The following is a 21837-nucleotide window of genomic DNA, read 5'->3' on the forward strand; positions in this document are numbered from 1 at the left end:
GCCGTCACGAACGGCGTTCCGGTGCCTGCGTTCGCAAGCGCGCTCGCTTATTTCGACAGCTACCGCACGGAGCGTCTGCCGGCCAATCTGCTTCAAGCGCAGCGCGATTATTTCGGCGCCCATACGTTCAAGCGCGTCGACAAGGAAGGCACGTTCCACTTCAACTGGATGGAAAACAACGTTACGGTATAATTTCGCTTTTCGTATAAACTAAAGCGGCGTTCTACGGAATAAAGCTGTCTCTTAGGTCGAATCATGACCTGATGAGACAGCTTTTTTTGTTCTTTTTGTCATTAATGCCGAAATGCGACCCACACCTCATGCGGATAGGGTGGGAAGGATATCCAAATCGGCGTGCGAAATATAGATCGTTGAAAGCGATAATCACATTGGAATGGAGTGATGGCATGTACAGGCTGCTTGTCGTGGACGACGAAAGATGGGTTCGGCAAGGTCTATGCTTGACGATTGATTGGGCGGCGGAAGGAATAACGCTCATCGGGGAAGCGGAGGACGGCGAGGAGGCGCTGGCGAGGATCGAGGCCGAATCGCCGGATTTGATCATTACCGATATTAAGATGCCGAGGATGGACGGGCTCGATTTGATGGAGGCGGTGAAAAACAGGCCAAATAAGACGTACGTCATCATCATCAGCGGATACAACGATTTTGAATATGCGCAAAAGGCGTTGAAATACGGCGCATACGACTACGTGCTGAAGCCGATCGAAGAAACGGCGCTGCTCGAGGTCGTGCGCAGATGCGTAATCGATCTGGACCGCGAGAAGGCGCGCCGCCGCCAGTTGACGGAGATGTCGGGACGCATCCGCGCAAGCTTGCCGCTCGCCCGGCAGCATTTTCTGGAGATGCTGCTGGGCGGCTACGCCAAGGAGCCGACAAGTGGGCTGGAAGCGAGATGGCATGACCTGAGCTTGACGCTGAAGCCGGATCAATTGATCGTGGCAGCGGTCAAAATTCACGATTGGGGACCAAAATCGGCGGGGGAACAGGATAGGTCCTGGCTTCGCTACGCCCTGGGCAACATCGCGGAAGAAACGATGAACAAGAGACGAGCCGTCGCCTGCATGCTTGACCACCATGCCGATGCGGATCTGGTCGTTATTTTCTCGGCCGATCCGCCCGCTCAACGCCCGGGCAAGGAGCGCGAGCCCGGAATCGCAAGCGAGCTGATGGAGGCGATCGGTGCGGCGAAGCGGTATTTAGGCATCGTCGCCAGCGCCGGCTTCAGCGGGACGGGCAATTTGTCGACGCTGCCGCAGCGATTCCTCGATGCGCTGAGCGCCTGCTATCGCGCTTTCCGCGAAGGCTTCGGCAAAGCGTACGAAGCGGCGAGCCTCCCCGCTGGGACGGGCGAAGCCAACGTCACGATCGTGCCGGACGGCTCGTGGGAAACGAAGCTGTGCCATGCGATGAAGCTCGGGGACACCGGAGCCGTCGCCGAATGGATCGAGCAATTGACGCATCAATTGCAAGCTGCCGGCGATCAGCATTCTCCGCTTCAAATCGCGCGCGGGCTCAGGCAGCTGCTCCATAGCGTAGGAAAGAAATGGGAGGCGGCCCATCCGTACCGTACGGCGCCGGGAATCGATCGGTACAACGATGCCGTACTCGGCAAGGATATTCCGTTCGCGGAGCTTGGCCAGCGGCTGCGGGACGTTCTGCAGCAGTGCGCCGCCGAAGCGCAAGGCTCCGGCCATCGAGCCAGAATCGTCGAGCTCGGCATGCAATTCACCCACCTGCACTATATGGAAGGCATTACGATGAACGACACGGCCGAGCATCTGTACCTCAACCCTTCTTATTTCAGCAAAGTGTTCCATGAGGCGACGGGGGAGACATACAGTAAATACGTGATCCGGCTGCGCATGAACAAGGCGAAGCAGCTGCTCAAGACGTCCAGGCTCAAAGTGTATGAAATCGCCGAGAAGGTCGGGTACGCGGATTTCCGTCATTTCTCCAAAACGTTCAAGGAAATCGAAGGAATGACGCCTGCCCAGTACCGCGATCTTGGCGTCTGAAGCGATATCGGAGGCTCATTCGAAAGGAGGCAAGAAACCGGATGATTACGTCGAAATGGCGGTTCGTCGGCGTCAAAATGTTCGTCGTTTATTTTGTCAGCATGACGGTTTCCATCATGATCATGGGGTATCTCTCGTATCATAAGGCGCAGGAAATTATCCAGCTGAACGCAGGCAGGGTCGCCCTCCAAACGGTCCAGCAGGCGAACAAGCGGCTCGAGATGATTCTGGAGGAATACGAGAACCGGTCCTTCTACATTTTCACCTACAAGGATTTGCAGGACGGGATACTCGGCGGATTCAGGGACAATTACGAAAGAACGAAGAACACCGAACAAATCAACAAGTTTCTGTCCAGCTTCGCGAATATCAAGAACGATACGGCCAACGTCTTCGTATTCGGGGAACGTACGGCCTCCTACCACTATTCGCTCACGAGCAGCCCGACGTTCACGATGATGTCCCCGGCCGAGGAAGGCCAGCGCGGGCAAGCGTGGTATAAACAAATCAAAGAAGCGGACGGAAAGCCGGTCTGGTTCGGCATAAGGCCGTCCTTCATGCCGGGCAAGCACGCTTCCGGCGAGAAACGGCCCGTGTTCTGTTACGGGCGGGCGCTCAAGGATATTTGGGGCAACGGCGAGATGATCGGCGTCCTGCTGGTGGAGATCGATCCGGGCGAAATCCAGCAAATTTTGTCGGAGGTGGATTTTCAGGCGCAGGGGAGGTCGATTATCGTTGACCGCTACAACAACGTCGTGGCGGAAGCCGGCGAAGGTAGCATCGCGCATGTCTTCCCGCTGCGACTATCCGGCACCGAGCTTAACGGGATTCGAAACGCAAGGCTGTACGGCGAGAAGACGGTCGTCGTCTATGAACGAATGGCGATCGCCGGCTGGAAGCTGATCGGCATGGCGCCCGCGCGGGAATTGGTAAAGGATTCCGACGAAATCCGGGTGTATACGTTCTATGTTGCCGTATGCTTCACGATCGTGGCCGTTGTGCTGGCTTTGGTTATCGCCCGGCAAATGCACCGCCCGGTCCAGATGCTGCTGCAATCGATGCGAAGGGCGAAGGAAGGCGATTTCGAAACGCAGATCGCGAGCCGGCGCAAGGACGAATTCGGCATTTTGTTCGACAGCTTCAACCTGATGGTTACGAGGATCAAAAGCCTGATCAACGAGCTGTACGTCCAGAGGCTTCTGAAAAAGGAAAACCAATTGAAGATGCTGGCTTCCCAGATCAATGCCCATTTTATATACAACACGCTCGATTCGATCCATTGGATTTCCCGCATCTACAAGGTTGACGATATAAGCACGATGATCTTCGGCCTGTCCAATTATTTGAGGATCAGCTTAAGCGAGGGAAGGGATACGGTTACGGTAAGAGAGGCGGCCCTGCTGGTCGAGAGCTATCTCTCGGTCCAGAAGGTTCGTTATCAAGACAAATTCGAAGCGAGCATGGAGGTGGATGACGAGCTGCTGGACAAGCAAGTATTGAAATTCGTCTATCAGCCGCTTGTCGAAAACGCGATTTACCACGGCATCGAGAACAAGAAGGGGAAGGGGCGGCTTGCGATCCGGTGGGCGAGGAAGGGCGATCTCCTCTCCTTCGAGGTCGAGGACGACGGCGTCGGCATAGCGCCCGAGAGGCTGAGGCAAATCAAGGAAGCGCTGGAGAACGACGATTTTACGGAAGAGGAGCATTTCGCGCTCAAAAACATCAATAGCCAGATCAAGCTTGCGTACGGCGAGCAGTACGGCTTGGAGCTGGAAAGCGGCCCCGGCGGAGGAACGAAGGTCACCTTGGTATTTCCTTTCGCATAAGCGGCTTTGCGCGAACGAACCAAAAAAACACACGAAAAACAAAAGTAATCTCCTTACGCCCTATTCATGTAAACGTATACAATTTACCTAGCTCGAGATAAACGCCGCATTACTCATTCGATGAACAGGGAGGCTAAAGCATGAAAAAAAACGCGAGTCTGTCTTGGAAGGGAACGGAACGGGCCAGGAAACGGACGACGATGTTTCTCGTCCTCGCCTTAACGGTCGTCTTCGTCCTGGCGGGTTGCAGCAGCAAGGGTGCCACGACCGGGAGCGAGGGGACCAATGAAACGGACGGCTCCGCGTCCGGACCGAACGATCAGGTGACGATCGATTTCTGGTTCCCGTGGGGCGGAGACTATCAGAAGGAATTCAAACAGTACGTCGTCGATGAATTCGAGAAAAAATTTCCGAATATCAAAGTGAAGATGACGTTCGTGGAAGCGTCCGGACAGACGCAGTCGTCGGATAAGCTGCTGACCGCGATCGCAGGAGGCAATCCGCCGGACGTCGCCTTGTTCGACCGCTTCCTGATCGGCTCTTGGGCCGCCAAAGACTCCTTGACCGACTTGACGCCGTACGTTGAGAGCGGCGGGGTGTCGCCGGACGATTATTACAAAAGCGTCTGGGACGAAGCCGTATATAAGGACAAAGTGTACGCCCTTCCTTGGGGCACCGATAACCGGGCGATGTATTACAACAAAACGCTCATGAAAAAAGCGGGCCTCGACCCGAATAACCCACCGAAAACGATGGCCGAATTGGATCAAATGGCGGAAGCGATGTTCGTCAAGGGCAAGAACGGCAAATACGACGAGATCGGTCTCATCCCGTGGATGAACCAAGGCTATTTATATACGCAGGCATGGAACTGGGGCGGCGCTTGGGAGAAGGACGGCGAGCTGACGCCTAACAACCCGCAGAACGTCAAGGCGCTGGATTGGATGGCCGGCTACGCGAAAAAATACGATATCGAGAACTTGACGAGCTTCTCGACCGCCATCGGCCAGACGGGTATGAACGCATTCTGGACGGGGAAAGTCGGCTTCGTGTTCGACGGCAACTGGGTATTGAACGATCTCAGCAAATATAAGCCCGAATTCGAATGGGGCGTGGCGCCGATGCCGGCGGCCGAAGGCTACCCGTCGATTACGTGGGCCGGCGGCTGGTCGTACGTCATTCCGAAGGGCGCCAAGCATGCGGACGAAGCGTGGGAGTTCGTCAAATTCGTCGCCCACAAGGAAGGCACGCTGCTGTGGAGCAAGCGCCCGACCGCGGGCAACGACATTACGGTGCTGCCTTCGGTTAACGAGGAGCTGAAGCTGGCGGACAATCCGAACCTGAAAATTTTCCTCGACATGATGCCGAGCGCCTTCACGAGACCGGTTACGCCGGTAGGCTCGTTCCTCTGGAACGAAACGATGCGCGTGCAGGATTTGGCCATTAACGGCAAGGGCGAAGCCCAGCAGCTGCTGGACGAGGTCAAGAAGAACGTGGATGCCGAGCTCGCCAAGCTCGGGCAATAGCAAGCTCTTTTCTAGCCGGCTTGCGGAGGGGAGAGGGGAGGAATCGTCCTCTCTCCAACCCCATCAATGGAGGAGGAGATTGCCTTGCTTCAGGCAAAGAAATCGAAGTTCGAACGGAAAATGCTATTGTACGGCGTACTTTTTACCGCGCCTTGGATACTCGGGCTATTGTTGTTCCATGCCTATCCGCTCATCATGTCGATCTATTACAGCTTTACCACCTACAGCATCCTGGACCCCGGGCAGTGGGTCGGGCTCGAGAATTATCAAACGTTGTTCAAGGACGATATTTTTTGGATAAGCATTTACAACACGCTTTTTTTTACGTTCTTTTTCGTCCCGATCAGCTTGATGTTCGGCATCGGGCTGGCTCTGATCCTGAATGTAAAAATCCGGGGCCAAGGCTTCTACCGGACGATGTTCTTCATGCCGAGCCTCGTGCCGCCGATCGCGACGACGATCATTTGGCTGTGGCTGCTTAACCCGCAGTTCGGGCTTGTCAACCATTGGCTGGAGCAAATCGGCATTCCGGGTCCGGCTTGGCTCGGCAGCGAGCATTGGTCGAAGCCTTCGCTCATCCTGATGAGCCTGTGGGGCGTCGGACAATCCATCGTCATTTATTTGGCGGGCCTGCAGGATATTCCCCAGGATTATTACGATGCGGCGGAAGTCGACGGCGCCAGCCTGCTCCGGCGGCTCCGGCACATTACGCTGCCGCTGCTGACGCCGGTCATCTTCTTCAATCTGATCATGGGAACGATCGGGGCGCTGCAAAACTTCGTGCTTCCTTACACGTTGTCGAACGGTCAAGGAACGCCTGCCAACTCGATGATGTTCTACGTCATGTATTTGTATACGAACGGGTTCGGTTATTTGAAAATGGGCTATGCGTCCGCCATGGCCTGGATTCTTTTCCTGATCGTCGTGCTGCTGACCGCATTGATTTTCATTTCGCAGAAACGATGGGTCTATTATCAAGGGAAAGATTAGGAGGCGTAACCGATGAAATCGCTGCAATCCGTAAAGCGTATCCAGCATGCGTGCGCGCACGCTTTTCTGATCGGGGCCGGTCTGTTCTTCCTGCTGCCGTTCGTATGGATGCTGTCCACCTCGCTCAAGCCGGATAACGAATTGTTCCTGTGGCCGCCGAAATGGATTCCGGGTATGCTGATGTGGAGCAACTATCCCGATTCGGTCAATTACGTGCCATTCTTCCAGTATCTAGGCAATACGCTGACGATCTCCTTATTGGCGACGCTCGGGGTGCTGGCGGCTTGTCCGCTCGTGGCGTACGGCATCGCGCGCATTCCGTGGAAGGGGGCGAAGCCGCTCTTCGCGCTGACGCTGGCCGTCATGATGGTTCCGTACCAGGTGACGATGATCCCGATCTTCATTCTGTTCAAAAATTTCGGCTGGGTCGGGACGTCCATCCCGCTGTGGCTGCCGGCCTTCTTCGGGGCGCCGTTCTATATTTTCCTGCTGCGCCAGTTCTTCATGGGGCTGCCGAAGGAATTGGAGGACGCGGCGCGGATCGACGGGGCGTCGGAGCTGCGCATCTACTGGGGAATTATGCTGCCGCTGTGCAAGCCCGCTCTGCTGACGATCGCGCTGTTCCAGTTCATGGGCAGCTGGACGGACTATCAAGGACCATTGATCTATTTGTCCGACGAGAGCAAATATACGATCATGCTGGGGCTTCAGGCGTTCAAAACCCAGCACGGGGCCGAGTGGCAAATGCTGATGGCCGCTTCTGTCCTCGTCACTTTTCCGATCATCGTGCTGTACTTTCTCGTTCAAAAATCGTTCATTCAAGGCATTACGTTCTCGGGGATCAAGTAAATTTACGCGACGGCTCCTAACGTTTACGAGCGAAAAAAGCCTAACCCCTGTCAAACGGCAGGCGTTAGGCTTTTCCGATTGTCACTATTGCGAATTAATATTTGTTCAACAGGGAGCGCACGCCATGGACGATTAAGGCAGCGGAGAATACGGTCACGGTCAGGATGCCTACCGCGTCAAATAGAGGCTCAAGGCTAGGAAGCACTTTCGAAACCGGGACGTAAATGAGGCCAAAACCGCCAATGACGCCGCCTAGATAGTTCGCAAACTTAGTCATCTCGTGTCACCTCCTTCGGCGATAATAATATAGTTTATGCATGAAAGATTAGTAGGGTTATAGACAAATGAACGCGCAAAAAAGAAAAGCATCGGGTTGAAATTCGGATACGGGTATGTTACGATACGAACTAAATCAAGGATTGGGGTTGAAAGGGATAATGTAAGATTTCTTGCTTACCGTATCGAACGATAAAACATCACGAGCAAGCGAATCGGTTCGCTCGTTTTATTGTTTGCGCAAGCAAGAAAGTTACTTTATTCTTTTCCACTCAAACGGATATAACCAAATCGGACTCTGACCGCGGAGCTCGGTTTGTTATCGTATTTATTTGAGCTACAAGAAAGTAACTTTCTTGCGGCTCTTTTTTATTTCCAAGCGGGAGGGATGCTTTATGTCATTAATTAATGTGACGAACCTGACGTTCGCATACGACGGCAGCTACAATAACATATTCGAGGACGTCAGCTTTCAGATCGATACGGATTGGAAGCTCGGCTTCACGGGGCGCAACGGGAGAGGGAAAACGACGTTCCTGAACTTGCTGCTCGGCAAATACGAATATAGCGGAACGATATCGGCGAAAGTCGGCTTCGACTATTTTCCGTTCCAAGTAACGGACAAAGAAAAATTAACGTACGAGATCATCGAAGAAGTCTATCCGGATTACGAGCATTGGCAATTGGTGCGGGAGCTAACCTTGCTCAAGGTTTCGGAGGATGCGCTGTACCGGCCGTTCGTGTCCTTGTCGAACGGGGAACAGACGAAGGTGCTGCTGGCAACGCTGTTCCTGAAGGAAAACAACTTTCTGCTAATCGACGAACCGACAAACCATCTGGATCTGCACGCTCGAAAGCTAGTCAGCGATTATTTGCGGAACAAAAGCGGGTTCATCCTGGTATCCCACGACCGGTCGTTTCTCGATAACTGCGTCGATCACATCCTGGCGATCAATAAGACCACTATCGAAATTCAGCAGGGCAACTTCTCCGCCTGGTGGGAGAACAAGAAGAGGCAGGACGACTTCGAGCTGGCCGAGAACGAGAAGCTGCGAAAGGACATGAGACGATTGTCGGAAGCGGCCAAACGAACGAGCGGCTGGTCCGATGAAGTGGAGAAGTCGAAAAACGGAACGAGGAATTCCGGTTCCAAAGTCGACAAAGGATATGTCGGCCACAAGGCCGCCAAAATGATGAAACGCTCGAAATCGATCGAGCAGAGGCAGCTGGCCGCCGCCGACGAGAGGGGGAAGCTTCTGAAGAACGTCGAAACGGCCGACAGCCTGAAGATCTCGCAGACGGCCTATCATAAGAGCAGGCTGGTCGAGCTTGATCGCGTATCGATCTTCTACGGCGAGAAGGAGGCATGCCGCGACGTCAGCTTTACGATCGAGCGGGGCGAGCGGATCGCGCTCTCCGGCCGCAACGGCTCCGGCAAATCGAGCATACTGAAGCTGATTTGCGGCGAAGACTTGGCCTATACGGGCAATTTCAGAATCGGCAGCCAGCTTCGAATATCGTACGTTTCGCAGGACACCTCGCATTTGCAAGGCAACCTGACGGACTACGCCAGAGCGAACGGGATCGACGAGAGCCTGTTTAAATCGATATTGAGAAAGCTTGATTTTGCCAGAGTCCAATTCGAAAAGGATATTTCGTCCTTCAGCGGCGGCCAGAAGAAGAAGGTGCTGATCGCCAAAAGCTTGTGCGAGAACGTTCATCTGCATGTTTGGGACGAACCGCTCAACTTTATCGACGTCATTTCGCGCATGCAAATCGAAGAGCTTCTGCTGGAGCATGAGCCGACGATTCTCTTCGTGGAGCACGACAGCGAATTTTGCGACAATATCGCGACGAAGATCATCGAGCTGTAACGCAAGCGCGCAAGCGATGAGAACGACTGGCGGTACAGGGTATTTCTCCCTCTCTCGATACCGCGGAAACAAGCAAGGCTATCGCCTTCCGGGTCAAGTGTACAGGTCATTCCGCCTTTCCGTGAATACAATATGATGTATTCAAAAACAGGAAGGGGAAATTGAACTTGAAACGCAATTACTATAATAACATGGGCAATGTAGGCGGCAGCATGGCCAATATGGGACACATGGGGAATGTAGCCGGCATGGCCAACATGGGGCCGATGGGGAATGTAGCCGGCATGGCCAACATGGGGCCGATGGGCAACGTGGCCGGCGCGTCCGACGCCGAGTTTTGCCCCGATTGTCCGACGCAGACGGTCTTCGATCCGCCGGTTACGCTGTTCGAGGACGTCTATCATCCACAGCTCGTCAACGTCGTTCAAAACATCGAAACGGTGAAGAAGCACCATTGCTGCCCCGTCTACAAGCATCATTACACGCACTCGGAGAAAAACGTCATGGTTTCGAGCGTGAATCGCAGAAAGCGGGCCAAAACTTCTTCCCGCAAGCGTTCGAAAAAATAGGCTATACATGAAATCCTTTGCAACAAGGAGCAGATTGCCGCTGGGACGGCAGCTGCTCTTTTTTTTATGAAGCTGTTCGTTCTAAAGTTCTCTCCCAAAGGACCCTATATTCAGCAATCTTGCCACTTAGCTTAATGACAACAAGGAGCAGCTGCCGCGGCAAACTGCTCCTTCCATCGTTCAACTAACTGAATAAAAACATCAAGTTCTGCCCAAGAACGGCTCCCCTTACCTGCAAGTCCTAGCTCAGCTCTTTATCCGATCCGGTGGTAATAACTCCAGGACGCTTTCTTTTACGTAACCACTTCATCAAAAGAATTCCGATTCCGTTTACGAGTAATAGACCGAATAAGGTGTTACCAAGAGGCGCCCACCCGTTTTCCCCAGTAAATAACAGAGAAATGGCGACTTTGCCTATCATGGTAATATTGATAATAATCAAGCCTATTTTTAAAGAATGCTTCCAGAACGCCATGCCGATAGAAAAGACGAATACCATCATAAACGCAAGTGTCAGGATCGCTGTACCGGGATTGCTCAGAAGCTTTTTTTCAAATTCCAAAACTGCCTGCATCTGCGGATCAATCGTTTCCGGGGCTGGAAACCAGACCATGCTGCTCATCATGAGCACAAAGGTGATCACGACGCCCTTCCAACTGCGCTTATATGCAAAGTAGGCCAAGATAACGAGGAAGAGAGGGCGAATATACCAGCTTAACGGATTTAAATGCCGTTCAAAAGCCCAATCCAAAACATTTATTTCCATGACTATCACTCCTCATTTGATCTTAGAATTGACGTTAGACTGCTGGCGACAGCGCGATACATGACATCTTTAATTTGCGGATAGAAGGTTTCGTCAAAGTCTTGCCGGTGCACTTCAATCAACATGGCGGCCCGAAGCACACCGACAATAACCTCAGGAGCCATATCCGTCATCTGACCTGCTTGTTGCTGCTCGCTGACATATTTCATGAGCGGCATAACGTTTCGCTGAAGCTTCCTTCCGATAAATTCGGAGGTCACTCTGCGGCGAACCAATTCCATCTCCTCGGGATGAGCGATGAGCCTTTTCGTGAGCGGATTGGAGGACAACTCATGTCCCATTTGCCGTAAATAAGCGATGATGGCATTATAAGTGCCTGAAGCTTGCTCGACGGCGGTCCATACCCGTTCTTCCATTTCAATGGATTCCAGCTCCAACAGATCCAGATACAAGGTCTCCTTGGAATCGAAGAAGGAATAGAAGGTACTCTTCGCGATTCCCGCTGCCTGTGTCAATTGCTCCAGAGACGTTTTTTTCAGGCCTTGGGTTGTGAACAGCTGCTTTCCTGCCTGGACTAACAGATCATGAAGCTGATCTTTTTCTGAGGTTGAGAATTGAGGCACTAGATGAATACACCACCTTTATACACATAAAAACAATTTGTTTATTTGTTTTTATGATACGCCAAAGATGTTACAGCGTCAATGGGGAATTAGAACATTTTTGATTTTACGTCATTCTGCTGGCGAGTCTCTTTTTGTGGACGAAAGCGGAGAGGACGCGAGATTCGGCACCGTATTTTTTAAACCATTAGCCTGATCCCGGAAACGGAAAACAGCGACAGCCATGGACGGGAAGAAGTCCTGGTCTGTCGCTGTTTTATTGGACAGGATAACGCTGGTTTAATCGATATGCTTTGTTTATCTCATCAAATAATGACGAAGTTTATTCAATAGTTTCGCATCGACCTCGAAATCATAGTCGGTCTCCAAGCTTTCGATTAATCTTTCGGCTAATGCCAATGCATGGGCATAGGCGCGCGCCAATTCCTCCTTTTGCAGCCTGGCGGTTATTAAACAATAATCGCGATAGTTTTCCGCATTCAGATCGTTTTCTAAATTTTTCGTGTAATTCAGCCACCGATCCGCCTTCCGCTCCTTCACGCGCAGCAATTGCAAACTATGCTTTTGCACTTGGGTCAGTACATCTAAAGAGCGAGCCATTTCTCCTCTTCTTAACACGTTAACGCCCATTAACCAAGCATTCACGAAATTATTGAAAGCAAAATTCACGTTCTCGGACGTCATTCGCTCCGGTCCGCGGCCGCCTAAAAAATCCAGACGAGGCTTCAGCATTCCCGTCGTGTCGTAAATAAACATGGATTCCGTATCGGGAAATACGCCGGTAGGCTTGAAGGTCTTGATTACATCGATTTCGGATGCAGGCAAAAAATGGAACTCGCCTCGAATCAAATTAGAAAAAACGACAACCTCGGTGCCATACTCATTTCGAAACATCAAATCGTAAGAAGCGATTTCGGCGATCCAACGTCTTGAGCGAAAGGCTTCAAATTCATTGTCCTTAATAAATAGATAAAACTCGACGTCGGCGTATTGATCTCCCTCGCCCTTAGTGAAAGAACCATACATCATGCATGAAGCCACATCGGAATCATGTTCGCACTTCTCTTTGACCGACTGGATCAATTGTTCCTGTAATAACATTCGAAAAACCCCTTTATCTGAATAATCGCTTGGATTCAGGGCGCTCTTCAACGACCGGATAACAGGCGCAGCACATAACCATGCTCCTTTCATGAACCTGTAGGCATAATAACAGATCGATTGGCCGTTTACAATAATCCTTCCTTCACTTTTTTTGCCGGCGTTCCGCCTTGGCCCTTCGGATTCGAAGTTCGTTCAAGTAGCGGGTCTCTATTCCGATTTGCGTACGCCATACATAAAAAAAGACAACCGTGCGGAAGTTTTGCCATACCCGCGTCCAACTCCGAAATCTATAATAGGCTAACACCGTCATGAATGAGGAGGGAATGTCAGTGATACGCATGACCTATCAATTCGCTTCATCGCGCCATAAATGGAAGTTTATGCGCAAATATTGGCCGCTTTACGCGTTGTCGCTTCCGGGCATTATTTATTTCGTTATTTTCCGCTATGTCCCGCTGTTCGGATCGGTCATCGCGTTCCAGAACTACAATATTTTCAAGGGAATCGGAGGCAGCGCTTGGGTAGGTCTCGACCACTTCAAGCGCATGTTCGAATACGCGGAATTCGTTCCGATCTTGAAAAATACGATACTGATCGGCCTCTACGATCTATGCTTCGCGTTCCCCGTGCCGATCGTGCTCGCGCTATTGCTGAACGAGCTGCGCATTATGGCTTACAAGCGCATCGTGCAGACGGTCGTCTACATGCCGCATTTTCTGTCGTGGGTTATCGTCGGGGGGATCGTGGTCGGCGTTCTTTCGCCGTCGACCGGCATCGTCAACCATGTCCTGTCGCTGCTTGGCGTCGATCCGATTTATTTTCTCGGGGAGAACGGCTACATCCGGTCCATATTGGTCGGATCGGGCATCTGGAAGGACAGCGGCTGGGGGACGATCATTTATTTGGCCGCGATCGCGGGCATCAACCCCGATTTGTACGAAGCGGCACAGATGGACGGCGCGAGCCGGCTTAGGCAAGTAAGCTCGATTACGATACCTAGCATTTTGCCGACGATCGTTATTCTATTTCTGCTGCAGATCGGAAACTTTCTGGATTTCGGTTTTGAAAGGGTTTTCGTATTTCTTAATCCGCTCAACAGCGAGAACGGGGAAATTATCGACACGTACGTATACCGGGCGGGGCTTGTCGACCGTCAGTACAGCTATACGACGGCCATCGGTTTGTTCAAATCGGTCGTCGGCCTAGCGCTTATCGTGATCGGCAATAAATTAAGCAAAAAAGCGACGGGCGAAGGGTTGTACTAGCGCTAATGGAGAAACGGGGTGTAAATCGCTATGATCATGACTAGAGGGCAGAGATGGTTTAACGTGTGCAATATCGTTTTTCTCGGCGTTATCGGACTTAGCATGGTGCTGCCGCTGATCCATATCGTCGCGCAATCGTTCAGCGATGCGGTCGCCATCAACGCGGGCGATGTCAGCTTGTGGCCCGTCGGGTTCACTCTCGCAAGCTATAAGCTCATTTTGAGCGATCCTTCCATATGGGCCGGATTTCGAAACAGCGTATTTTTTACCGCAGCCGGAACGCTGATCAACCTGCTCATGACATCGATGCTCGCTTACCCGCTGTCGCGGGCGGAGTATTTGTACCGGAAAGCCGTGCTTGTTTTCGTATTATTCACGCTGGTCTTCAGCGCGCCGCTCATTCCGAACTACTTGCTGGTGAAGCAGCTGGGCTTGCTGGATACGCCTTGGGCGCTATTGCTTCCGATGGCGATAAGCGCCTATAATTTGTTCATTATGCGCTCGTTTTTCGTCAACATTCCGAATGAATTGATCGACTCGGCCAAAATCGACGGCTGCGGAGAGTTTCGGACGTTCTGGAAAATCGTGCTGCCGCTGTCGAAGCCCGCGCTGGCGACGATGGGCATTATTTATGCGGTCGCGCATTGGAACCGGTATTCGGAAGCGGTATTTTATTTAAGCGACCGGACGTGGATTCCGCTTCAGGTCCGCTTGCGGGAAATCGTGTTCACGGATCAATACGGTCAATCGGACGTGACGTCCGAGCTGCTTACCCTGGTGTCGCCGGAGGGGGTCAAAATGGCGGTGATCGTCGTCGCGACGCTCCCGATCATGCTGGTCTACCCGTTCCTGCAGAAGCATTTTATCCAGGGCATGCTGGTCGGTTCGGTTAAATCTTAGAAAAATACAAGCAAGCTTAAATTACGACATACAGCAAATGGATGATCGTCCTTATAATAGCATTAACATCTAGTAAACGCTTACAAAACAACTTAATGGGGAAGCGGGGTTGTCGGATGAAGAAGGTTTGGGGGATGGGATTGTCATTGGTGCTCGCGGCAGGCTTGATGACGGGATGCGCGGGCAGTAATCCGGAGGAGCAAAAGCCGGCGAACGAGCAGAATAGCGGCGAAGGAAACGGGAAGGCAAACAACGGAGGAACGCCAGCGGAGGAAGCCGCGAAGGAGCCGACGAAATTTTCGTTTCTGCTCCCGACGACGGTAAGCTCGGGCTATCATACCCGGATTCCGGATTTGAATAAGGATAAATGGGTGCTGAAGCTGGAGGCATTGACGAATACCGATCTGGACGTCAAAGTTATGGAGGACGCGAAATACGGCGTCATGTTCGCGAGCAATGACATTCCGGACGTCGTCGGCAGCATCGGCGGGCCGGGAAGCAAATCGATGTCGGGCTCGGTAGAGAGCGGCGTATTTATGCCGCTGGACGATTTGCTCAAGGAACATGCGCCGAACCTGATGAGCGCTGTTCCGAAGGCGGCATGGGAGACGGTATCGTACGAAGGCCAAATATACGGCATTCCGGAGTTTCTGAAGAGCCCTTCGCGACGCGCCACGTACATTCGTACCGATCTGCTGGAGAAGACGGGCCTGAAACCGCCGACGACCGTCGATGAATTTCTCGAAGTGCTGCGCGCCTTCAAGAAGCTCGGCGTAGAGACTCCCTATCAAATGCGCGAAAACTTCAAATATGCGGACATCGTTCTCGGAGCGTACGACGTCCTTCCGTACAAAGACCAGTTCGAGCTGGTCGACGGCCAGGTCGTGCCGAAGTTTTTCGATGCCGAGAACATGCAGAAGGCGCTTCAGGTGTACAAAACGATGTATGACGAAGGGCTTATTCCGAAGGAATTCGCCACCATTTCCTCGACCGACTTCACGAAGAGCATCGAAGCCGGCAAGCCGGGCATGTGGTCGCAGAACGCGTCGGGCTTGCCGGGCTACCGTACGACCGTGAAGGCTGCCGTCCCGGAAGCGGCGGTTGACATCATTCCTTCCCCGAAGGGCCCGGAAGGCAAGGGCGGCTACTTCTTGTATTCGCCCGTCGTGCGTACCTTCTATATTAACAGCAACGTCGACAAGGACAGAGCGATCGAAATCGTGAAGTTTTTCGATTGGATGATTTCCGAGGAAGCGGAACGGTTCTTCTCGGTCGGTATCGAGGGAGATACGTACACGCTCGATGCCGGCGGCGCGATCTCGTATAAATTCCCGGCGACCAAGGAAGAGCAGGAGGAAGAAAGCTGGCGGAGCGGCACGATGTGGGCCGTTCACGATGCGACGTACAACCGGCTCAGATTGGCTTTGAACGAGGACGGCAAGGCGACGCTCGAAGCCTTCGACAACGTTCTGTCCCAGGAAGGCTTGCCGGGCATCGGCTTCTATCCGGAGCTGAACGCCTTCAGCAAATATCCGGACCTGGCCGCGCCGCAGCCGGATGTTGGCCCTAAGCTGATCATCGATCATATGGTCAAAATGATTTACGGCAAAGAGCCGATTTCCGATTGGCCGAAGGTCATCGAAGAGTACAAAGCGAAAGGCGGCGACGAGATCATTAAGGAAGCGACGGAGCGCTGGAACGACAAGTCGGGGGCCGTCATGATCGAACACGAGAATTGAACGGATCCGTCAAGAGGCTGTTTCGCAAGGGTTGCCGCCTTTGCGGAACGGCCGCTTTATTATCCATTCGTACGGCAAGTCCATTGATGAAACCGCTCTCGCGCGGTAAGATGGAGGATAAGCGGTCAGCGAAACACAATACGAAAGTCGGGAGGACGGTCCATGCATCTATTAGTGGTCGACGACGAGCCGGTCATTCGCAAAGGCATATCCAGAATGGCGGAGCAGTATGTGCCGGCTTTCGATAAGGTGACATTAGCCGAGAACGGGCAAGCCGCGCTTGAGCGGATCCGGGCCATGGAGCCCGACATCGTGCTTACCGACATCCGAATGCCGAGGATGGACGGTCTGGAGCTTTGCCGGATTTTGCAAGAGGAATATCCGCATATTAAGACGGTCGTCATTTCGGGCTATAGCGATTTCGGCTATGCGCAGAAGTGCGTCGATTACGGCGTAAAGCATTATTTGTTGAAACCGGTTACAAAGCTGGATGTGCATGAAGTACTCGCCCGCTTGGCAAGCAAGAAGCCGGCCGGCTATATGGCGCCTTCCCGATTCGTGGAGTGGATCGATCGGATGGAGCAGCATATTTGGTCGCTTCAAACCGACGAGCTGGCGACAATGAGCGGCGATTGGCGCGAATACTGTCTCTCGGCCAATCTATCGCTGGCGCAATTGAAGGAGCTGCTTCACGATTGCGGCGAAATGCTGCTGAAGCGGTTTCAGGCCCGAAACTTTGCGCCGCGGCCGAACCGCTATTATTTGGGAGCCGGAAGCGTAAAGGAGGCGGTCGACGCTTTCGAACAAGAGCTTTGCGGCATTCGCGACGAATTGGCTTCGATGCGCGGCGGCAATTTCCGGGATCCGATGGAAGAGGCCAAAGCTTATATCGACGGCAGGCTGTCGGAGGAAATCACGCTGGAGCAAGTGGCTTCGATGGTCGGCCTTACGCCGACGTACTTCAGCTCGCTGTTCAAAAAGATGACGAACGAGACGTTCGTCAAATACCGGATTCAAAAGCGGATCGACCGCTCGAAGGAGCTGCTCGCCGTGCCGCATTACCGCATTATCGATATCGCTTCGGAGGTCGGCTACGACGATTATCCGCATTTTACGAAAACGTTCAAGAAGCTCGTCGGCGTGACGCCGTCCGAATTTCGGGCAGCGCTGGGAATCAAATGAAATTCCGCAGCCTTTACGCGAAGCTGACGTTTCAATTCCTCGTCATCATCGGTCTGACGCTGAGCGGCGTGGGCATCTCCTACACGACCTCGTCGCGGGAGCTGGACGAATTGGCGGAGAAGCAGATGGAGCAGGTCGTCCGCAATGCCGTGCATCATACGGATCTTTATTTGAAGGATTACGAGAGGTCCATGGTGTCGCTGCTGACCTTGCGTTACGTGATGGAGTTTATGGATCTTCCGGCCGACCGGGAAGCCTACGATTATTACTACTACCGGAAGATGATTCGCGAGGTTGTAGCCGACCCTCTATTCATCCGCAACCCGAAGATCGCCGACATCTATATGATCAGCGATGAAGGGAACGCGGTCTACTATTACAATGAAACGGACGAGCAGTCTTTCACCAAAGAGGACATCCGTAAGCATCGGGACTTTTTGATGAGCAATACGAGTCCTCAAGGCCATTTGAGCATTTTGAAAAACAGCATTATTCCGGGCGAGCAAAATCAAATGGTCACGCTGGTCCGCCGCATCAGGGGATACAGTTCCTCCGAATTAAGCGGCCTGCTCGCGATCGAGCTTCGCTCGGCCGATTTGTCCGCCTTGTGGAAAGGCGTCGATTTGGGCAAATTCGGCTACCTGTTCATAGCCGATGCAAACGGGAATATCGTCTATCATCCGGACGAGGCCAAGGTAGGATCCGAGCTTTCGGCACCGGTAAGGGACAAGCTGGAGAAAGCCGGAAACGGCGCTTTCTTCGACGACGGCGACGGCGAGAATCGGATGTATATGGCAAGCACGTCGGATTATTCGCGCTGGAAGCTGATCGTATCGATGCCGGTTGACGAAGTCCGGAAGCCGGTTACGAACATCCGCAACGCGACGCTGACCGTCGGGCTTTTTACGCTGCTTATTGCCATCTTGCTCGCTTACCGTTTCAGCAGGTCGATCAATAGGCCGATCCAGACGCTCAAATCGGCGATGCGCCTGACGGAGAGAGGCAATTGGCAGCCGATTCCGCTGCCGAAGCACCGGGACGAGATGGCCGAGCTGATGCTGCGTTATAATCATATGGTCAAACGGTTGTCCGATGCGGTGGACAAGGTGGTCCAGGTGGAGCTGAGCAATCAGGAAATCCGACTCGAACGCCAGCGCGCCGAATTCCAGTCGCTTCAACTGCAAATTAACCCGCATTTTATGTACAATACGCTCGAGACGATCGTCTGTTATGCCGCCGTGCAGGATTCCGATGAAATCTCCGAGATCGTCCAGTCGCTCGCCTACATGCTGAGGTATTCCGTACAGACGAATCTGGAGAAAATTACGCTGGCGAATGAATTGAAGCATGTCATGTACTATATGAAAGTGATGCAGCACCGGATTAGCCGGGCATTCGAGATCGAGGTGGCCGTAAGGCCGGACGATTTGCTGCATGCGATGGTTCGGCTGACGCTCCAGCCGATCGTGGAGAACGTATTCCAGCACGCGTTCCCCGAAGGGGTGGAGGATTACCATCAGATTCGGATCGACGCCGGCGAAACGAACGGCATCTTCTGGGTCAGCGTCGAGGACAACGGCTGCGGCATGCCTGCCGAACGGCTGGCGGAGCTGCGGCGGAAGCTTGAGGCAAATCGGCTCGCGGACGACGAGCGGCAGGATGAAACCGGGCATAAAAGCGGCATCGGGATGCTCAATGTGCACCGCCGCATCCAAATGGTTTTCGGCGACGGGTTCGGGATTCGCATTGCGAGCGAGGAGCATCTGGGCACGAAAGTTACGATGCTGATGCCGCAAGGACGCCGGGTGTCGGGAAAATAGGATGAGCTTGCGGAAAGCTTAGGAAAACACAGTCCGATCTCAAGAAACGACAAGCGAGGAAGCGCACTTCGGCGGTATGATGAAGGCATCGAAGCCGATAACGGGCAAGGATAAGGAGATGTAGTCGATGAGCCTGATTGAAAACCGTATGACGAAAGCCGAGTTCGCTTCCCGCGTCATGGCGATGCCCGTATTCGATACGCATACCCACCTGGTCGGCGATCGGTTGGCCGCGAGCGATTTCTGGGAAATCGCGCATTACTTCTGGCTGTTCCGGGAGCTGCAGGCCGCAGGCTACCCGGCAGATGCCGACAAGCTTCCGGAAGAGGAGCGGATTTCCGCGTTTCTGGACGCTTATCGCGCCACGCGAAGCACGCTGATGAATATCGGATTTACCGCCATCCTGCGCGAGCTGTACGGCATTGAAATCCGCGATGCCGCATCGGTCCGTGAAGCGGTCGCCGCGGTCAAGCGATCCGGCGCCGATGAAGACTGGGCGCAGCGGACGGCCGACCGGCTCCAAATCCGCCGCTTCGCCGTCAATCATCCGGCGCATGCCGCCTTTCGGGGCATGCGGGACGATGCCGTCCTTATCCCGCGGATCGACGGCAAGCTGGGCCCCTGGATCGATCGGGTCGCCCAATCGGCCGATCCCGCGCGCGAATTGTCGCAAACGCTGGACGAAATCGAGGCGATGCTGCGAGGCTTCGCCGATGCCGGCTTGCCCGGCATCATGACGACGCTGCCCAGGTATGAATCGTTAGCGGGCATACGAAGCGAAATCGGGCAGAACAGCAGCCGCGACGATATTATGAAGGAGCTGCTGCACGGCATATGCTCCGCCGCGGAGCGGCACGGGCTGCTCGTTCAGCTATTCCTCGGCGTGGAACGGTCGTGGTGCGGGACCGCGTTACCGGCGAACGACACCGCCAGATTATTGAAGCTTTCCGCCTTATTCGAAACGTACCGCTGCCGCTTCGAGCTCGTTCTCGCTTCGGAGCTGAACAATCTCGATGCCGTTCAGGCGGCCTGGAACTTCCCGAACGTTCATGTCGGCGGCATGTGGTGGTTCAACTTCCGCGCAAGCACCTATCGGGACAGCATGCAGTATCGCCTCGAGGCGCTGCCTGCCGGCAGCAGCTCCATTGTCGTATCCGACGCTCGCTGCATGGAATGGAGCTTCGGGAAAATATGGCTCGTCAAGAAGCTGCTCGCCGAGTTTCTATGGGAGCGGTTGGAATCGGGATGGATCGACCTGGAGACGGCGATGCATACCGCCGAGGAATGGCTCTACGAAAGCGCGGCCAGACGATACGGCGCGAGCCGCATAAGCCGTATGGCCGATAATGGGGAAAGAAGAGGGTGATCGGCAATGCCAGACGCGACATTCAGCAAGTTGGCGGGAAGAATGCTTCCGGCTCCCAGAAGCGGCGGCTTTCGCATGGAAGGGTATTGGGTATGGTGCGGTTCGGTCGTCCAAGGCGAGGACGGCCGCTTCCATCTCTTCGCGTCCAGATGGCCGAAGAGCTTGCCGATGCATCCGGGCTGGCTCGTCGGTTCGGAAATCGTGCGGGCGGTATCCGACTCGCCGGAAGGACCGTATCGATTTCAAGAGATCGTCCTTCCGGCCAGAGGGGCGGAATATTGGGACGGCCGGAGCACGCACAATCCGCATATCGTCAAGCATAAAGGCATCTATCTGCTCTATTACATGGGCACGACCCATCCGCTTCGGGAGCCGGTTGCCGGCGACGGCTTCGGGCTTGAAGATCCGCGCTGCATCGTTGCCCGCTCGAACAAGCGGGTCGGTCTGGCGGTTGCGGACAGCGTGTTCGGTCCTTGGCGCAGAAGCGACGCTCCGCTGCTGCCAGCAAGGCCGGGAGGTTACGACAGCTATTTGACGTCGAATCCGGCGCCATGCGTGAAGGCGGACGATTCCGTGCTCCTTCTCTATAAGGCGCGCCGTTACGAAGGCAACGAGCATGGCCGAATGACGATCGGGGCTGCCGCGGCATCGCATTGGAGCGGACCGTACGAGCCGGTATCGGAGGAGCCGGTGTTTCCCCCGGAACGGTTCCATATCGAGGATCCGTTCATTTGGCCGACAGGAGACGGTTACGCGATGATCGCCAAAGATATGGATGGCACGATTTGCGGCGAAAAGCACGGGGGGATGTTGGCCGTTTCCGCGGACGGCTTGCGCTGGAAGCCGGTGCCGGAGACGAAGGCGTATTCGCGTACGGTTCGCTGGGACGACGGAACGGTGCAGACGATGGGAAGCCTCGAGAGGCCGTTCTTGTTGTTTCAGGACGGGAAGCCCACGCATCTGTTCGCGGCGGCGGCCGACGGTCCGGGAGGGTTCCGGCATGCCGAACAGACATGGAACATCGTTATTCCTCTGGCAGACAAGCCGGTATGAAACGGGCATCAGAGAAGGGGGAACTTGTTATGTTGGCGATAACGCGGATTAGTCAGTCGGCGTTCGATCA

The 21837-nt window shown here is 53.9% G+C and carries 18 protein-coding genes and 1 pseudogene; 15 read left to right on the forward strand and 4 right to left on the reverse strand.

The features are described from left to right. The 6 genes and pseudogenes from IDH41_RS25515 to IDH41_RS25540 form a co-directional block, all read left to right on the forward strand. Window positions 1-192: pseudogene (locus IDH41_RS25515) on the forward strand (NADP-dependent phosphogluconate dehydrogenase); the annotation flags it as partial. Between the two features lie 215 nt (window positions 193-407). Further along, entirely contained in the window at window positions 408-2039 is a 1632-nt protein-coding gene (locus IDH41_RS25520; RefSeq protein ID WP_190866204.1) for a response regulator transcription factor, read from the forward strand. Between the two features lie 41 nt (window positions 2040-2080). Next, the gene (locus IDH41_RS25525) at window positions 2081-3865 is read left to right on the forward strand and encodes a cache domain-containing sensor histidine kinase (protein WP_190866206.1); all 1785 of its coding nucleotides are present in this window, start codon (window positions 2081-2083) and stop codon (window positions 3863-3865) included. Window positions 3866-4005: 140 nt separating this feature from the next. Further along, the gene (locus IDH41_RS25530) at window positions 4006-5391 is read left to right on the forward strand and encodes an ABC transporter substrate-binding protein (protein WP_190866208.1); all 1386 of its coding nucleotides are present in this window, start codon (window positions 4006-4008) and stop codon (window positions 5389-5391) included. 84 nt (window positions 5392-5475) lie between these two features. Beyond that, on the forward strand, window positions 5476-6381 hold the full coding sequence (locus IDH41_RS25535) for a carbohydrate ABC transporter permease (protein ID WP_317890816.1): 906 nt from the start codon (window positions 5476-5478) through the stop codon (window positions 6379-6381). A gap of 12 nt (window positions 6382-6393) precedes the next feature. Continuing rightward, complete coding sequence (locus IDH41_RS25540) at window positions 6394-7230, forward strand: carbohydrate ABC transporter permease (RefSeq protein WP_190866212.1); 837 nt, start codon at window positions 6394-6396, stop codon at window positions 7228-7230. 94 nt (window positions 7231-7324) lie between these two features. On the opposite strand, the gene IDH41_RS25545 is transcribed toward IDH41_RS25540, so the two are convergent. Continuing rightward, window positions 7325-7507, reverse strand: coding sequence for a hypothetical protein (locus tag IDH41_RS25545; protein ID WP_190866214.1), 183 nt, complete (start codon window positions 7505-7507; stop codon window positions 7325-7327). Between the two features lie 394 nt (window positions 7508-7901). On the opposite strand from IDH41_RS25545, the gene IDH41_RS25550 reads away from it, so the two are divergent. Beyond that, window positions 7902-9380: an Lsa family ABC-F type ribosomal protection protein gene (locus IDH41_RS25550; protein WP_190866216.1), complete on the forward strand. Its 1479-nt coding sequence runs from the start codon at window positions 7902-7904 to the stop codon at window positions 9378-9380. A 167-nt stretch (window positions 9381-9547) separates the two neighbouring features. Further along, window positions 9548-9949 carry a hypothetical protein gene (locus IDH41_RS25555; protein WP_190866218.1) on the forward strand — a complete coding sequence of 134 codons (402 nt, stop codon included), beginning with the start codon at window positions 9548-9550 and terminating at the stop codon, window positions 9947-9949. A 241-nt stretch (window positions 9950-10190) separates the two neighbouring features. On the opposite strand, the gene IDH41_RS25560 is transcribed toward IDH41_RS25555, so the two are convergent. The 3 genes from IDH41_RS25560 to IDH41_RS25570 all read right to left on the reverse strand — a co-directional run bounded on the left by IDH41_RS25560 (window position 10191) and on the right by IDH41_RS25570 (window position 12439). Beyond that, window positions 10191-10715, reverse strand: a complete 525-nt coding sequence (locus tag IDH41_RS25560; protein ID WP_190866220.1) for a hypothetical protein — start codon at window positions 10713-10715, stop codon at window positions 10191-10193. 5 nt (window positions 10716-10720) lie between these two features. Then, window positions 10721-11338 (reverse strand): TetR/AcrR family transcriptional regulator, encoded by a 618-nt coding sequence (locus IDH41_RS25565; protein ID WP_190866222.1) that lies wholly within the window; start codon window positions 11336-11338, stop codon window positions 10721-10723. Window positions 11339-11635: 297 nt separating this feature from the next. Then, window positions 11636-12439: a nucleotidyltransferase gene (locus IDH41_RS25570; RefSeq protein ID WP_190866224.1), complete on the reverse strand. Its 804-nt coding sequence runs from the start codon at window positions 12437-12439 to the stop codon at window positions 11636-11638. Between the two features lie 341 nt (window positions 12440-12780). On the opposite strand from IDH41_RS25570, the gene IDH41_RS25575 reads away from it, so the two are divergent. The 7 genes from IDH41_RS25575 to IDH41_RS25605 all read left to right on the forward strand — a co-directional run bounded on the left by IDH41_RS25575 (window position 12781) and on the right by IDH41_RS25605 (window position 21767). After that, complete coding sequence (locus IDH41_RS25575; RefSeq protein WP_223830070.1) at window positions 12781-13707, forward strand: ABC transporter permease; 927 nt, start codon at window positions 12781-12783, stop codon at window positions 13705-13707. 30 nt (window positions 13708-13737) lie between these two features. After that, entirely contained in the window at window positions 13738-14607 is an 870-nt protein-coding gene (locus IDH41_RS25580; protein ID WP_190866228.1) for a carbohydrate ABC transporter permease, read from the forward strand. A 134-nt stretch (window positions 14608-14741) separates the two neighbouring features. Continuing rightward, window positions 14742-16346, forward strand: coding sequence for an extracellular solute-binding protein (locus IDH41_RS25585; RefSeq protein WP_397328580.1), 1605 nt, complete (start codon window positions 14742-14744; stop codon window positions 16344-16346). 162 nt (window positions 16347-16508) lie between these two features. Beyond that, window positions 16509-17528 (forward strand): response regulator transcription factor, encoded by a 1020-nt coding sequence (locus IDH41_RS25590; protein ID WP_190866232.1) that lies wholly within the window; start codon window positions 16509-16511, stop codon window positions 17526-17528. Continuing rightward, a complete protein-coding gene (locus IDH41_RS25595) occupies window positions 17525-19348 on the forward strand; it encodes a cache domain-containing sensor histidine kinase (protein ID WP_190866234.1) in 1824 nt (607 codons plus the stop codon). The genes IDH41_RS25590 and IDH41_RS25595 overlap by 4 nt, the downstream gene beginning before the upstream one ends. A gap of 127 nt (window positions 19349-19475) precedes the next feature. Beyond that, window positions 19476-20714 carry a glucuronate isomerase gene (locus tag IDH41_RS25600; protein WP_190866236.1) on the forward strand — a complete coding sequence of 413 codons (1239 nt, stop codon included), beginning with the start codon at window positions 19476-19478 and terminating at the stop codon, window positions 20712-20714. 6 nt (window positions 20715-20720) lie between these two features. Next, a complete protein-coding gene (locus tag IDH41_RS25605; RefSeq protein ID WP_223830063.1) occupies window positions 20721-21767 on the forward strand; it encodes a glycoside hydrolase family protein in 1047 nt (348 codons plus the stop codon). The last annotated feature ends 70 nt before the right edge of the window (window positions 21768-21837 follow it).

The sequence above is a fragment of the Paenibacillus arenilitoris genome (assembly GCF_014705655.1).
GTDB lineage: Bacteria > Bacillota > Bacilli > Paenibacillales > Paenibacillaceae > Pristimantibacillus > Pristimantibacillus arenilitoris.

Excerpts from the sequence above, each read along its gene's own strand:
- IDH41_RS25520 (WP_190866204.1), top strand. The coding sequence starts at position 408 with ATGTACAGGCTGCTTGTCGTGGACGACGAAAGATGGGTTCGGCAAGGT.
- IDH41_RS25525 (WP_190866206.1), top strand. The coding sequence starts at position 2,081 with ATGATTACGTCGAAATGGCGGTTCGTCGGCGTCAAAATGTTCGTCGTT.
- IDH41_RS25530 (WP_190866208.1), top strand. The coding sequence starts at position 4,006 with ATGAAAAAAAACGCGAGTCTGTCTTGGAAGGGAACGGAACGGGCCAGG.
- IDH41_RS25540 (WP_190866212.1), top strand. The coding sequence starts at position 6,394 with ATGAAATCGCTGCAATCCGTAAAGCGTATCCAGCATGCGTGCGCGCAC.
- IDH41_RS25545 (WP_190866214.1), bottom strand. The coding sequence starts at position 7,507 with ATGACTAAGTTTGCGAACTATCTAGGCGGCGTCATTGGCGGTTTTGGC.
- IDH41_RS25550 (WP_190866216.1), top strand. The coding sequence starts at position 7,902 with ATGTCATTAATTAATGTGACGAACCTGACGTTCGCATACGACGGCAGC.
- IDH41_RS25560 (WP_190866220.1), bottom strand. The coding sequence starts at position 10,715 with ATGGAAATAAATGTTTTGGATTGGGCTTTTGAACGGCATTTAAATCCG.
- IDH41_RS25570 (WP_190866224.1), bottom strand. The coding sequence starts at position 12,439 with ATGTTATTACAGGAACAATTGATCCAGTCGGTCAAAGAGAAGTGCGAA.
- IDH41_RS25575 (WP_223830070.1), top strand. The coding sequence starts at position 12,781 with ATGACCTATCAATTCGCTTCATCGCGCCATAAATGGAAGTTTATGCGC.
- IDH41_RS25580 (WP_190866228.1), top strand. The coding sequence starts at position 13,738 with ATGATCATGACTAGAGGGCAGAGATGGTTTAACGTGTGCAATATCGTT.
- IDH41_RS25585 (WP_397328580.1), top strand. The coding sequence starts at position 14,742 with ATGGGATTGTCATTGGTGCTCGCGGCAGGCTTGATGACGGGATGCGCG.
- IDH41_RS25590 (WP_190866232.1), top strand. The coding sequence starts at position 16,509 with ATGCATCTATTAGTGGTCGACGACGAGCCGGTCATTCGCAAAGGCATA.
- IDH41_RS25595 (WP_190866234.1), top strand. The coding sequence starts at position 17,525 with ATGAAATTCCGCAGCCTTTACGCGAAGCTGACGTTTCAATTCCTCGTC.
- IDH41_RS25600 (WP_190866236.1), top strand. The coding sequence starts at position 19,476 with ATGAGCCTGATTGAAAACCGTATGACGAAAGCCGAGTTCGCTTCCCGC.
- IDH41_RS25605 (WP_223830063.1), top strand. The coding sequence starts at position 20,721 with ATGCCAGACGCGACATTCAGCAAGTTGGCGGGAAGAATGCTTCCGGCT.